General features: G+C 26.4%; 10 protein-coding genes. 4 read left to right on the top strand and 6 right to left on the bottom strand.

Annotated elements, in window-relative coordinates; translation table 11 throughout:
* Positions 1-10: 10 nt before the first annotated feature.
* Together ACN5J4_RS00545 and ACN5J4_RS00540 are read right to left on the bottom strand one after the other, a co-directional pair.
* Entirely contained in the window at positions 11-214 is a 204-nt protein-coding gene (locus tag ACN5J4_RS00545) for a hypothetical protein (RefSeq protein ID WP_418650220.1), read from the bottom strand.
* Positions 215-402: 188 nt separating this feature from the next.
* On the bottom strand, positions 403-1,611 hold the full coding sequence (locus tag ACN5J4_RS00540) for a glycosyltransferase (protein ID WP_418650219.1): 1,209 nt from the start codon (positions 1,609-1,611) through the stop codon (positions 403-405).
* Positions 1,612-1,792: 181 nt separating this feature from the next.
* On the opposite strand from ACN5J4_RS00540, the gene ACN5J4_RS00535 reads away from it, so the two are divergent.
* The 3 genes from ACN5J4_RS00535 to ACN5J4_RS00525 are packed head-to-tail and all read left to right on the top strand — an operon-like array spanning position 1,793 to position 7,619.
* Complete coding sequence (locus ACN5J4_RS00535) at positions 1,793-4,888, top strand: hypothetical protein (protein WP_418650218.1); 3,096 nt, start codon at positions 1,793-1,795, stop codon at positions 4,886-4,888.
* A complete protein-coding gene (locus tag ACN5J4_RS00530) occupies positions 4,888-6,084 on the top strand; it encodes a hypothetical protein (RefSeq protein ID WP_418650217.1) in 1,197 nt (398 codons plus the stop codon). Before ACN5J4_RS00535 ends, ACN5J4_RS00530 begins: the two co-directional genes overlap by 1 nt.
* A gap of 20 nt (positions 6,085-6,104) precedes the next feature.
* The gene (locus ACN5J4_RS00525; protein WP_418650216.1) at positions 6,105-7,619 is read left to right on the top strand and encodes a glycoside hydrolase family 2 TIM barrel-domain containing protein; all 1,515 of its coding nucleotides are present in this window, start codon (positions 6,105-6,107) and stop codon (positions 7,617-7,619) included.
* Between the two features lies 1 nt (position 7,620).
* Here the strand turns inward: ACN5J4_RS00525 and ACN5J4_RS00520 are convergent, their stop codons facing one another.
* The 3 genes from ACN5J4_RS00520 to ACN5J4_RS00510 form a co-directional block, all read right to left on the bottom strand.
* Positions 7,621-8,829, bottom strand: a complete 1,209-nt coding sequence (locus tag ACN5J4_RS00520) for a glycosyltransferase (RefSeq protein ID WP_418650215.1) — start codon at positions 8,827-8,829, stop codon at positions 7,621-7,623.
* 121 nt (positions 8,830-8,950) lie between these two features.
* A complete protein-coding gene (locus ACN5J4_RS00515; protein WP_418650214.1) occupies positions 8,951-10,189 on the bottom strand; it encodes a sugar isomerase in 1,239 nt (412 codons plus the stop codon).
* Between the two features lie 20 nt (positions 10,190-10,209).
* The gene (locus ACN5J4_RS00510) at positions 10,210-10,488 is read right to left on the bottom strand and encodes a hypothetical protein (RefSeq protein WP_418650213.1); all 279 of its coding nucleotides are present in this window, start codon (positions 10,486-10,488) and stop codon (positions 10,210-10,212) included.
* Between the two features lie 142 nt (positions 10,489-10,630).
* On the opposite strand from ACN5J4_RS00510, the gene ACN5J4_RS00505 reads away from it, so the two are divergent.
* Complete coding sequence (locus ACN5J4_RS00505; protein WP_418650212.1) at positions 10,631-12,730, top strand: tetratricopeptide repeat protein; 2,100 nt, start codon at positions 10,631-10,633, stop codon at positions 12,728-12,730.
* A gap of 225 nt (positions 12,731-12,955) precedes the next feature.
* Here ACN5J4_RS00505 and ACN5J4_RS00500 read toward each other — a convergent pair whose 3' ends face one another.
* The gene (locus ACN5J4_RS00500) at positions 12,956-15,553 is read right to left on the bottom strand and encodes a DUF6923 family protein (protein ID WP_418650211.1); all 2,598 of its coding nucleotides are present in this window, start codon (positions 15,551-15,553) and stop codon (positions 12,956-12,958) included.
* Positions 15,554-15,566 lie beyond the last annotated feature (13 nt).

Raw genomic sequence — 15,566 nt, 5'->3', positions numbered from 1 at the left:
TGTATTTTTTTTAAAAAATTATTATTTCATTAACAGAATATACGCTTCTCAATAATACGCTTCCCTCTTTTTTTATTACTATATCACTATCTGAAACACCTAGTACTTTTTCAAATAAAATTGTATTATTTATATTACTTGGTTTTACACATATAATTACCCCAATATTTGTTATTGTTGATAAAAAACGTACTACTGCTTTTATAGCTAACAATATTTTTTTCTTTTCTTAATATTAAAATAGACATATCACTTTCTGATGTTTTTTTTAAGGTTGATAAAAAATTAACAACCCTAGCATGATTAATTAAACACATTTTTATTTCCTCATTAAGGAATAATTTAAAAGAAAAAATATTTATATCGTTTTTATCAAAAATTATAATTATTCCTTTTTTTATATTACGCTTGATATAAAGATTTATTAACACTTACTGATTTACTTACCTTTACCTTTTCATTTTTTTTATTTCCCCCTCTATAAAACCATGCTATTTGTGCTAATTGACCAATAATTTTAATTGAATCTTTCATAGATAGTTTAGAACCATCTGCATGAATCCATCTTTTCAAAGGTTGTTCACATAATATTTTTTTCGTTTTTGGTAAACCAAAATGACGAGTAATTCTTCTAAAAATTTCAACATCAAAAATCCATTGTGTCACAAATTTTTCTCCAAACGAAATTTCAATAACATCTTTCTTAAAAATTTTAGCCCCACATTGAGTGTCTTTAAAATCCATTGAAAGAATTTTTCTAATGATAAAATTTATAGTTAAACTTATTATTTCTCTAGCAGACTCTTTATTGATATTTGCTCCCATTCTACTAATCCTAGACCCACTTACAATCTTATAATCAGAGTGTTCAATAGTAGAAACTAAATCATCAAAATCTGATAAATCAGTAGATAAATCAGCATCTAAAAAACCGATATAATCTAAATCTTCTTTTTTAGCCATATATAGCATCCCTTGCCTTACAGCCTCTGCTTTACCTCCATTTTTATCACAATTATATACGGTAATAAATTCTTCTCTTCCTTTTCTTAAATCATTTAAAACCTCTAATGTTTTATCTTTACTTCCATCGTTTACAAAGCATAAGTGGTATCCTGAATTTTTATCAATAAAATTAGTAAACTCTTTACTTAATAATCTTTTTTCTTCATTATAACAAGGTATTACCACGCCAACACACCTTTGCTGTATAATAATGCCTTTATAATTTATAGCTTTATTTTTAGCTTCTGGAGCGCCTATTAATCTTTTTACCCTTGCACAAACTTCTACTAAACTTAGCGGTTTTTTCATATAATCATTAATACCTAAATCAAAACCTTCTGTTATCATACTATCATTTGTATTACCTGATAAAATCATAATAGCTATAGCTGATTTTTTAACTTGTCTTATATGTTTTACAACCTCCATTCCTGAAACAATAGGCATATTAATATCTACAATAACCAAATCAGGTTTAAAAGAATCATATAATGCTATTCCTTTTAAAGCATTTGTTTCAGTAACAACATCATACCCTAGTTCTTTCAATCTTATTTCTAGTGGTATTAAAACTAATTTTTGATCATCTATAACTAATATTTTCATTTTGATAGTATTTATTACTTGGTTACAAGTTAAAAATAGCTTTGTTTTAACAAAAAAAAACAATAAAACCTTTTAAGTGAACTTTAATGTAGACGAATGGAAGTTTACCTATGGTAAATAAAAAAAATAAGCATTATATAAATATTTATATTTACATTACTGAAATGTGTGTTTTTATGCTATGAAAGAAACTTCTAATAAATATTTAATATCTGCAATAATCCTAGCTATTGCTTTTCATGGAAGTGCCATTTTTTTTACTTTAGAAACAACTTATGATGCTTTAATACACTTATTTTTTGCTGACCATTATGCAAATAGTTGGTTTGAACCTTGGAACTTTAAATGGTATACAGGTTTTACAGTAATGAGTTACCCACCTTTAGTACACCAGTCTATTGCTATTTTATCTTTAATTGGTGGTTTAAAATTTGGCCTTTTTAGTATTGCTATTATTGCTATTATATTATTTATTACAGGGGTTTATCGGTTTTCATTATTAATGACTTCTAATAGAACTGTAGCTGGCTATGCAGCACTATTAGCCGTTTTTTCATCTTCTTTTGTAGAAACACTACATGTTTTTGGACAATTGCCAAGTATTATAGGTATTGCTATTTTAATGCACGCATTACCTGAAGTATACTCATGGCTTAAAACAGGTAGATATCAATATTTATTCACAGCACTTTCTTTAATTTCCGTTACAGTAACCTCACATCACGTTACACCTATTTTTGGAATGATTTTTTTTATATTTCCTTTAATTGGAATGGTTATTTTAGATATTTCTCGTGAACAAGTTAATTCTTATAAAAAAGTTACTTTTAAAATATTTATAAACAATTTTGGTAAACAATTTAAACGAAATATTAGTTTTGGTTTTTTTTCTTTAATTATAATTATTGGTTGTCTTTTACCTTATTGGATTAACTCAAAAAAAAATCCTATTACACAAGTTCCTATTCCGCATGGTTCTAGAGACAATTTTTTAGAAATAACATCTTCAGGACTTGTTTTTTTTATGATTCCTTGGGGAATTTTATTATTCCTTTTACCGTACTTTTTTTATAGGTTTTTTCAAAAAAGATATTTGTTTTTTGGAATTTCTTTTACAATGTTAGTTGTTTTAGGTACAGGTGGAACAACACCTATTCCTAAAATGATTTTAGGACAAAATGCCTTTAATATTTTAACTTTAGATAGGTTTACATTATGGGCGTCTATTATGTGTTTACCATTATTTGGTGAATTTGCGTATCGCTTTGTAGAAGGTGATTTAAAAGTATTAATTCAACGTAAATTTGGCGCAGTATACCATCGTTTAATAGGAGGATTATTAGCTTCTTTGTTTTTACTTATGACTATTTTCACCATGAGTTTGGGTTATTTTAGACCATCGCAACCACAAAAAATTAAAATGTTGCCTATTGTTAATTTCCTAAATCAAGATCAACATGATCAATGGAGATATTTAACCTTAGGTTTTGGTGATCAAATGGCATGGCTATCGGCACAAACAAAAGCAATGACTGTTGATGGTAATTACCACTCTGCAAGACGTTTACCCGAACTAACTACAAGACCAATAGAACGTTTAGAAAACTCAAAATTTAAGGGTGTTGCAGGAATTGGATCTTTACAACAATTTTTAACAACTCCCGAAAAATACAACTTAAAGTATATTTTTTCTAATGATAAATTTTACGACCCTATACTCTATTTCTGTGGATGGCAACGCTTACCACAACTAGAAAACGGAATTATGGTTTGGGAAAAATTAAATGTACCTCCACTCTCCTCTATTTTACCAAAAGAAGATGTTGCTACTTGGCAAAAAGTAATGTGGGGTATTATTCCTTTTTTAACTGCTATTATTGCCTTTATTTTAAATATTCAATCTATTTTTATACGTAGTTTAAAAACTAAAGTAAGAAGATTACCTCCATATTTAAATAGTAAGTTTAAAAATAAATATACTCTATTTTCTAAAGGTCTTTTAAAAACAATACATATTTGGGCAATTATACTCTGTGCAATATTATTTTATAGTTCATATATATTTTATTTAAAAAATGATTCACAAAGAACTCCTGAAAATGCTGTAAAAGCATATTACGATGCTATTGATTTTAAAGAATATGAAAAAAGTTATCAGTTAATAGATCCTAAAAGTGGTTTATCTATTGCGCAATTTATGTTAGAAATTTCTGTTTCTGATGGTTTATTAGGTTCTTATGCTAAGTTAGATGCTTTAAAAACTATAACCACTAAAAAAACAGATAGTTTAGCTATTTTAAAAATACATACAAATTGGATTACTCCTCTTGAAAAAATTAGTAAAACCGATTTTAAAACACTTGTTAATAGAAAAGGAAAATGGTTTATACTACCCGAAAATATGGATTCTGATTTACCACCAGATCAATTGTACTCAAACAATGTAACAGGGTATTTTAATCAAGGTAGACGTAAAATAACTACAGAACAAACACATCATGAAGATGTTTTAAAACAACCTGTTTTAGAAATTGTTTCAGCTAAATTAGTTAAATTTAAAACACATTATGCACTTATTGGTGAAGTACAAAATATAGATAATGTGCCTGCCGATGTTGTTTTAAAAGGAACATTATATAATGATAACAATAAAAAACTAGCTACTTATAATGCTAAATATCATATAAAACACAAATTAATGCCTAAAGAAATTAGTTCGTTTAGAATTAATTTTGAAGGAATAGCATGGTCTAAAACAAAAGATTCTATTCCTAAAACATTTAATCCTGATGAATTTACACCTGTTGAATTTGAAGAACAACCTACTAAATTCAACTTACAAGCAGCAGGAAATGTTTCTAATTCAGACCTGTATAAAAATGTGGTTTTAAGTGATATTAATATCGATACTAAAAAAATACAAGGAACTTTATTTAATAGCGGTTTACAAGAAATTACAATTCCTCAACTATTAATCACCTATTATAACAAAGATAAAGTACTCGTTTGGGTAGACCATTTATTTTTAGAAAACGGAATAAGACAACAACGAAAACAGTATTTCGAATACAATATTTTAAAAAATAATGAAGTTATTATTATTAATGATGATATGACAGACTGTTATGTTAACGGATTAAAAAATGAAGATATTTCAGATAAAATAATGCCTAATAGAATAGAAAATCATGCAAATAATCAATTTCAAAAAATAAAACATCCGCTGTATTCTTTTATCAAAATTGAAATGAATAATTACATAGGAAATCCTAAATAATGAATTTTAGAAAGAACCTTTTTTTACTTTTTTTGTGCGTTGTAACGCATATTACTACTGCGCAAAACATAACATTATTATCAAAAGAAAAACAATTTACTGCGGGAGATACTATTCATTTAAAATTTAATGGTAACAACACCAAAAACTATCTAATTTATTGCAGCAATAGTTATGGAAATACTTTAATTAATTCTGAAATTAATAATGATACTATAATTTTTAAAATACCCACTTACCTAAGTAATAAAATTGGTGTTTTAAATTGGAAAATTGTAAATGATAAAAACAATATTTCAGGACAATTTAAAATAGTACCAAAACAGCAACCTGTTTCTTTAGAAACTTATTTAGGTCCGCCAAGTATTGAAGCAGGTAAAATAGACTATACTATGTTAGTTGTAATACCTACGGATGATTTAGACAATCCTTTAAAAAAAGGCACTTCGGTAAAAGTGAAGCATCAATTTTTAAAATCAGAAAGAGAAGTAAAAGTTTTAACGGATAATTTAATTGCTTTTAAAAAAATTAACTCCCCTTTAAAAAGCGGGCGAATGCTTATATCATCAGAATCTTTAGGTTTAAATTCTAAAGAATACAGTCTAAATGTAATGCCTGCTATAGGTACTAATTTTAAAATATTTTTTAAAAGAAATCATAAATATGCAGACGGAAATCAAATAACAACCTTTTATACTTCTATTATAAAAGATAAAAATAAAAATGTTATTAGTGATGGTAGTTTTGTTGATTTTTTTATCACGAATAAAAAAGGAAATATATTAAAAACATCTGGAACTACTATAAATGGTATTGCTTATGCTAAAATGATACATCCTGAATTTGAAGACAATTGGAAAGTAAAAGCCTACATAACTGGTATTTCAGAAAGTGATATATTAAAAATTAGTTATAAAAAAATTATAGATAAATTTGATGTAAATTTTTATGATAATAATAGAACAATTAAAGTTGGATCTTTAAAAAGTTTTATGAATCAAATGATTCCTGACGGATTAAAAGTAAAATTAGCCGTTTATAAAGATGAAAAATTATTAAACGATATTATAAGAAAATCGAAAGATGGATTTGTGTATTTTAACCTAAATTCGAACATATACGAAAATGGTAACTACACTATAAAAATTACTGCAGCAGCAGTAACCAAAACTTTTGAAGCTAAAAAACTATGGTAAATACCAAAAATATTTTAAAAATGGATAACACTAATAAAAACATAATAAGGGGTATTTTAATTTCGTCCTATGTTCTTATTATGTCAATCATTATATTTTTAATCAGCTCACTATACACACACTTTAATACTGGGGCAGACAGAAGTAAAATGTTACATGTTGAAGTTAAAAAAGTAGAGCAGTATTTACCTAAAATGATTTGGAAAGAAGATGGTAACGAAGGCAGAAAAATTGATGAACAAACCTTAAATAATATCGAAAATGATTATATAGACGCTTGGTATGTAAAGCATGTAGCTAATAAAACAAACCTAAAAAGTGGTATAAATGATTATTATACAAAAAATGCTCGCAAAAATTTATTCAACTTTATAGCACATAATAAAAAAGAAAAAATCACTATTGAAAGTACTACATTACAACACAATCCTAATCTTTTATTTTTCAGTGAAGATGGACAATCAATTGTTTTAGAAGATAAAAATGTTGTTGAGTATAAAAAAGTACTTAAAAATAAAAAACTAGTTTTAGAAACTACCGAAGTATCAGATTATAAAATGGTATTATTATTAGAAGATGGTTTTTGGAGAATTAGACATTTAGTTAAAGAAAAATCTGCCATTTTTGATAAAAAAATTAAAACTACGCCTATCGATTCATTAAATATAAAAGGAATTAATTATTATCCACAAGATACACCTTGGGATATGTTTGGTGATAAATTTGATATGAAAATTATAGAAAATGACTTTAAAATCATTAAAAAAGCAAACTTAAATACTATTAGAATTTTTATTCAATATGAAGATTTTGGTAAAGCAAATGTAAAAATTAGTAAACTAAATAAATTAAAGCAAGTTTTAGATACTGCTCAAAAAAATAATATAAATGTTATTGTTACTTTATTTGATTTTTACGGAAACTACAATGTTTTAGATTGGACCTTAAACCACAGACATGCAGAAACTATTGTGTCAAAATTTAAAGACCATGAAGCTATTATTGCTTGGGACATCAAAAATGAACCTAATTTAGATTTTATATCAAGAGGAAAAGAAAATGTTATTGCTTGGTTAAATCATATGGCTATTTTAGTAAAATCTATTGATAAAAAACACGCTATTACCATTGGTTGGTCAAATATTGAAAGTGCTCCTATTTTAAAAGATAAAGTCGATTTTGTTTCTTTTCATTATTATGAAGACATTAATAATTTTGAAAAAAACTATAAATCATTAAAAACTAAAATACCTAAAAAACCTATTGTTTTAGGTGAATTTGGAGTTTCTTCTTATAATGGTATTTGGAAACCTTTTGGTAATTCAGTGAAAAAACAAGCTAATTATTATAAAATAATGCAACAACTGTTAACCAAAAATAACATTCCTTTTATGTCGTGGACTTTATATGACTTTAAAAAAGTACCTAAGGAAGTTGTTGGCAAACTTCCTTGGCGAATAAACCCTCAAAAAGAGTTTGGTTTTATTGATAAAAATGGTCGTAAAAAACCTGCTTTTAAATACATATCTGAATAATTTAAGATTCTATTAATACTCTTTTAGTTAGTTTTTTAACCGTTATAATGGCTTCAAACTGATTTAAGTACATTGCTGTAATTCTTTCCATTGGAAATGCCGTAGCAGCTTTATAATTTGCTTCTCCTAAAGCTATTCTATGTGCTTCATTGGTTACAATAAGCTCAATAGCATTGGCTAAACTAGCTACACTTTCAGGTTCAAAAAACTCGCCTCTATATCCTTCATCTTCAATTAAAGTTGTTAAATCGCCTAAATTAGGCATTACAACTGCTTTTCCATAACTACCCGCTTGGTGTAAAACGCCTGAACTACCTGTTGTAGAGGTATAAGGAAACACCACAACAGCACTTTCATTAAATAAAGGAGCTACTTCCACTTCTTCAACATAACCTGTAAAAGTTATTTGAGCTACATTTTTATATTTTTCTTTTACAGATGCTAAATAACCTGGCACATTAGGATTGTCTGTTCCTGCAATTACTATTTCTAAATTTAAACCTGTTGAAACTCTAACTTTTTCAACAGCTTCAATCATTTTTTCAACTTTTTTATAAGTACCAAATTTACCGAAAGTCATTATTTTCAAAGCTCCTTTTGGCAATATATGTGATGGTTTATTTGGAATTTCAAATGTTCCATGAGGAATCATTTTTACATTATTCACTTTATATTTCTCCTGTAAAGTAGTTGCATATTTATGCATAGTAACAGCTACTATATCAGCTTTTAAAATTAATTTAGTTAATGTTTCTCCAATAAAATTATATACTTTTTTTACTATTTTATTTGAAGTAAAACCTGCACTTTCTAAATCTGTTTGTTCTAAAATATTGTGTAATAATACAATGGTAGGTATTTTTTTTATCTTACAAACTAAAGGCAACATTAATCCTAAAGCTGCAGCAACTTTTTTATCGCCAAACTTCATAAATTGTAAGTTAAACAATATAGCATCTGGTTTTATAGCACTTATAGCTTTTGTTACTTTTATAACATTTGTATAACTATTAAACTTCCAACACTCTTTTATAGTAATTTTGCATCCATCTTCTGTAAAGTGAATATCTTTTCCCGTTGGAGTTACGTCTGTTAATAAAACTAATTCGGTTACTTTTTTACTTTGTCTAAAACTTTTTACTAAATGATAAGCGTATTCATTTAAAGTTACTTTACTTGGTGGGTATGCTGTTACGATAGCTAGTTTCATAGTATTTTCTTTTTAATTATATTAAATTTCGTTATAAAAAAAGTTTAAATTTCTTAATGTAGCCGAAATGCAATTATATGTAGCTTAAATGTGTAAAGGTTTAGATATTATTTTTTAAACATTATTTTCTATCTTTAAAAAAGAAAAATGATAATTGCATTAATAATAATAAAATCATTGCCAAAATTTGTACGTGTACAACCTGTTCTAAATTTTTATGAAATAAAATAATCAAACCTATTTGTAGCATTCCAAAAAGCCCTGAAATAACAACTGGAATGTATTTATCTAAAGATAAGTAATAATATGCAAAAATATTTGAGATTGCAAAAACACCTGTTGCTATAGCATATTTCCATAATAAAGGCTTGATAGCCATATACTCATTACCAAATAAAATAGTAATAATTTGTTCTGGGAAAAAATAACATAAAGTAACAATACTAGTAGCTATTATAAAAATATACCCTACATATTTTAATAAAATTGGCGCTGTAGGTTTTCCTTCTTTTTTTAACTGAACAACCGTTGGTAATAATAACATTACAAACATCCAAGCAATAAAATAAACCACTCTACCTATTAATGCTAATGAAGCGTACAAACCTGCGTCATAAGACTCGAAGTAATGTTTTACTAATAAAATATCACTATTATTTATTATTATTTGAGTTAACTCATAAAATGCTGTAATTATAAAAAAGTTACGAACCATAGTAGATTCATATTTTTCTAATGATACTATTTTAGAAAAAGAAATATTTTTAAATTCAAACGGAATTAATCCAAAGATAAATGAACATAAAATTCCTAAAGCAATTAATATTGAAGATTCAATATTAAAAAAATATAATAAAGCAAAAGTAATTAATAAACGACTTATCATTTCTAACTGATAAGTAATCGATAACTTTTTCAACTGTTTTTTACCTTGAAAAACCCCTCTATTTATACTCATTAAAAAATAAATTGGAACTCCAATTCCAAAAACAATAAACATTGTTGCAGATGTCGTTTTAAAAAACACTTGTAGTTCTGATGAAAATATAATTATTACAACTCCTAAAACTACACCTACAATTATTGCATTTTTATATACTTTTGATATAAATTTTTTAAAAACAACATCTTCAAAAAGCACTGAAAATTTAGCGGTTACTAACTGAAAAGTCATGGCTATAAATGAAAGTACTAACAAAAAGGTAATCATAATAGCCGCATCAGCAAACTTAGCAGGTCCTAAAATTCTACCTAAAGTTAAATTATATAAATAATTACCTCCGTTTACTACTAAAACACTTATCATGAATAGTTGCTCTGGTGAAATTTTGTATTTTACTTGTTTTAAAATTCCAGTCATAGTTGTTTTATTATAAATTGTTAGGCTACATCCATTTGATCAAAATCATCATAAATTTCTTTACACCCATAACCAACAACTAAAAATGATTTATCTTTTTTTAAAGCAATAGAAATTAATGTACTTATTGCTGTTAAACCATCTCGTGTAATTTCTTTTACACCATCAATATTTACACTTAGTTTTTTATATTTTTTTATGTTATACTGAAAATAAGTGACAAAAAAATTAGCTGTTGAATTGTTTAACTTTCCTTTTAAATAAAATTTCCCTTTTTTTCTTGTTATTTGTAAAGCCATAATTTTAAGTTTTAATGATTAATACTAGTACTAATATCTTATTAAAACCACAAAAAAAACATTAATAATCGATGAAAAACTGTTTTGTTTAGTTGAATGATGAATGCTATTCCTTAACTTGCAAATAAGAAAAAAAAGTTACATGAAAATTAAACACCTTACATTTTTATTATTTTTTATTACAAATACTTCTATTTTTTCACAAAATATGAAGGAAGGTTTTACTTACTTAGAAACAGGAAAATACCAACAAGCTGAAGCTTTTTTTGAAAATATTTTAAAATCATATCCTACCAATAAAACAGCAAGACTTTGTTATGGTAGAGCCTTAGGTTTAAATGGAAGTTCTTATAAAGCTGTTACTCTATTTACTAATCTTTTAAATGATTTTCCTTCAGATTTTGAAGTAAAATTAAATTATGCCGAATCACTTCTTTGGAATAAAAATTATAATAAAGCTGAAGAATATTATAAAAATTTAATATCAGAAAATGATAAAAGTTTTCCTGCTCTTTTAGGATATGCTAATACATTATCTAATTTAAAAAAATTTAATAAAGCTATTAATTACGTAAACAAAGCGTTAATCGTATTGCCTAATAATCAAAATGCGTTGGTTTCTAAAAAATATATGCGTTTAGGTTTGGCAAACAGTAAGGTAAATAATAAAAATTATACTGCTGCTGAAAAAATATTAAAAGAAAATTTTATCGATTTTAAAAAAGACAAAGAAACCTTATTAAACTTAGCAAACCTTTACTTAATTTCAAATCAAATAGATAAAGCCAAAGAAACATATATTATTATTGGTGAAGATTCAGCAAGTAAATTAACATCTTTAAACGGAATATCGTTGGCAAATCATCTTGATGGTGATGATAAAGAAGCTTTAATTATTAGTAAAAAAGCTGTCAGTCTTTTAAATAATACTACTGATAAATCTATAAAAAATCAAACAAAAGAACGTTTTATACAAGCTCTAATATGGAATAATAAATACTCTTTAGCTCAAAAAGAGCTAAAAAAACTATTAACCAACAATACTAATCCTGAAAACTGGATACTATCATTAAGAGCAACTTTAAATATTTATAAAAGTGACTTTAAAAAAAGTATTAACGATTATAATTTAATATTAAAAAATGATAGCGCTTCTTTTGATGGTAACTTAGGCAAAGCAAATGCTCTAAAAGCTTCTGGCTATTTTATAAATGCCTACAAAAGTGCCGAAAACACTTTAATTTTTTATAAAAAGCAAAAAGATGCTACTAATTTTATTAAAAATTTAGATAAATCGTTTACGCCTTTTATTGAAGTTAAAACTGCGTACTCATTTGATAATGGTAATAATGAAGCTTATTTATATTCTGCTAACTCAGAGTTTCCTTTGTCTACAAAACTTAAATTATTTGGTAACTACAGCTACAGAACAACAAGTAATGCTGTTTCTGTAGATAAGGAAAGTGCTATTTCTAATAATTTTTCAGCAGGAATATCGTATCAATTATTAAATAATGCAACTTTTAAGGGTACTTTAGGTATTAGCGCTTCTAATATTAAAAAAAACAACATCCAAAAAAATAAATTTAGTCAATTATTAGCCGATTTATCTTTAAAAATAAAACCATTTAAACTTCAAAATTTAGAATTAGGTTATAAAAGAGAAATACAAAATTTTAATGCCGCTTTATTAGACAAAGAAATTGTTCAAAATAATTTTTTTATAAATTATAGTTTAAATACAAACTTTAAACTGGGTTGGTACACACAACTTTACTACACTTCTCAAAACGATGGTAATACTCGAAACTTATTATTTTCTTCACTTTACTACAATATATTAAAAAAACCATCTTTAAAAGCAGGTATCAATTATCAAAATATAGCTTTTAAAAACCAATTTCCTGATATTTATTTTAGTCCTAGTAAATTTAGTGCTGCAGAAGTTTTTGTTAATATTATAAAAGATGAAAATATTGCTAAAAATAAAGAATGGTTTTATGAACTAACTGCCGCAACAGGATTTCAGTTTATTGAAAATAATAAAAGACAGAGTACTTACAGAATTCAAGCTAAATTAGGGTATAAATTTTCAGAACGTAGTTTATTTAATCTTTATAGTACTCAAAGTAATATAGCATCTGCTACAACAGCTACAGCTGCTTCAGATTTTACTTTTACTGAAATTGGTTTACGTTTTAAATGGTACTTTTTAAAGAAACCTTTTTTTAGAAAAAAATAATGTTTTTTGACAGCTTATTAATATTATAAAAATTGCTTTTTAAAACAATTATATATTAATAAGCACATAACAACTACTATGTTAACTAAAAATAAATTAATTATACTGATTTACACAGTAAGTATGCCTCATTGATTTAATACTACCTAAAAATAATTAAACATAACTCACAAAAAACCTGAACAAAACTAATTGTTCAGGTTTTCTTTTTTTTAATTATTTATTTTAATTAATTATTAGTTTTATAGTCTTATAATTTTGTTTAGCACCTATAATTTTACATATATATAATCCTGTACTCAAATGCTCTTTTTTTAAAACAATCTTATTATTACCTAATACTGTTTTATACTCAATCTCTTTTACCTTTCTACCCAATCTAGTATAAACAACAAGTTTTACCGTTTCTATTTGATTCGAAGTAAAATGTATTCCTGCCTCTGTATTCATAGGGTTTGGAACCGCCTTTAAGTTATCTCCACTTACAGTAATACCTTTATCTGGCACCTCATTTTCATGAGAAAACCTTATATCTTGTAAACTTACTTTTTTAGTAACTATATTTCCTTGCTTAGATACTGCTGTAAATACTATCGTAATAACATCATCTAATACTAAACTATTACCTTTTGTTGATGTAAAATCTGTAAAAGATATTTTATGCTCTAAAAGCTCATCCGTTAAAATTATGGTTGCTTTAAATTGATTATTCCATAAATCAATACTCTTTTTAATTAATGTTATTTCTACCGCTCCTGTTCCTTTTGCTTTTAAATTAAAACTATTATAGTCTGATAAATCTACAGGCTTAAATCGTGGCGTTAACGCCCTATGTAAGGCAACGTACGAATTAGTAGTTACTTCTAAATCTACATTTCTTTCTATTGGAAAGTCAGCATCTTCAAATGTATAGTTATTAGCAGAAACAGTATAATTAACTACGTTAGTATTTGATTGAGAATCATCAACTCCCCATGGACCATCAGACATAAATAAATCATCTGGTGTAGCAATACCATCTCCAATTCTAAAACCAATATCAAATAAATTACCTGTTGGTACTTTTAAATTTGTAATATACTCTTTATTAAGGTTTAACATACTATTTGTTTTATTAACAATACCTGTTTCGGTTACTCTAAAACCAGCATCAAAGGTTACTTCATCTGTTGCATTAGTATTTATAACTTGTATATCTAATAACCCATTATTATACTTTCCTTTTCTAACAAATACCGTTGGAGGTGTTGACAGTTTATAAGCCAATATAGGTTTTTCAGTATTTAATAAACTTACCACTTCTTCTCCTAAAGTATATAAATCATCTAATGAATTAGACCATATCTGGAAGTTATAAAAAGTAACATTACTTTCATATTTATCTAAATTCCAATGACTTTCAATTTCAAAATTAGCAGTATTATTTACCTCTTTAGCTGAAAAACTTAAAACAAACTCTACGGTATTGTCAGCATTTTTAATTAAAGATTTAATAAATTGTTGCCCATTTATATCAATTGTTGACACTGATATTAGTTCAGCTCCAAGTAAACGATCACAAATATATTTAGTATGTTCATATACTCCATTTTCAGTTTTTAAAGCTAAAATTGAAGCTACTGACACTCCTTTTTTCATATAATCTACAGCATAAATTTGTGTTGCATTTGTAATTGCTACTAAATCGGTAGGTGAAGATTCTATAGTTTCATCTACCTCAATAACTTCTAAAGGAATAAAATCTTTTAATTCAAAAACACCTTTACTTTTTTTCTTATAATGTATAGATTTTTTAACCCTTGCAGCTTTACTTCTGTTAAATTTATAATTAACTTTTGTACGGTTATAATTTCTTTTATTTATCTGTTCTGATAATCTATTATTACTTTCTAGCCCGCCTTCATTTCCTCCTGAAGTTGGTGGTAAAATAACATCACACTCTCCGTAACCTGAACATGAAGGATCTTCACAATCAATTAACCCATCCCCATCATCATCAATTCCATTATCACATATTTCTTGTAAAACTGGTGCTGTTGGGCAACGTGCACCATCATTACTAGCACTTGAAGGACCAAATGCAAATAAATTAGAATCCATCTGGTTTAAACCATCTAAATCTTGCACGCTTTGTATTACATAAATAGTACCTGTTTGATTTGCTGATACATAAAAACGACCAGAAGCATCAAAATATACAGCTCCATATGTATAACTCAAACCTGTTAAAATAGGCACCTCTCCTAACGAATTTACAACACCATTACTAGGATCTATTCTATATAATATATTGGTGTTTTTTTCTACAGCATATAAGTTACCGTCAACAGCATTAAAAGCCCAGTCATGAATACTTATATTTTGTGATAAATTTGCTGTAGCTAAATATTGTACATATGTTGCTGAGTTAGGATCTAAATCTATTTTGTAATAAGTAGTTCCTCCTCCTTTTAAATAATAAATACCTTGAGCACTTACATCTCCAATATACCTACCATTTGTAGGTAATTCATCAATATAAAAAGAAGTAGTTAAAAAGTCATCTCCAATTCTTACAATAGTTTTTGCAGGTGTACTTAAAGACCCCCAAATAAAACCATCAGCAGGGTTGTATGCCGCAGCATTTATACTTCCAGGTGTAATGTTTTCAGCCGCAAGATAAGAGTTACCTGAGGCTAAATCTATTGAATACACATCGTTATATTGAAATAGGTAAGCATCATATACACAACTAAAAGGGGTGTTTTGAGCTTGTGTAATTACATTTATAAAAATTACAAATAACAATAATAATTTATGTTTAAGAGTAAATAATTTTTTCATAATAAGTTGATTT

This window comes from Tenacibaculum aestuariivivum, from assembly GCF_964507685.1.
GTDB lineage: Bacteria > Bacteroidota > Bacteroidia > Flavobacteriales > Flavobacteriaceae > Polaribacter > Polaribacter aestuariivivum.
The sequence above is the reverse complement of the archived record's forward strand: the minus strand, read 5'-3'. Positions and strand labels throughout refer to the sequence as shown.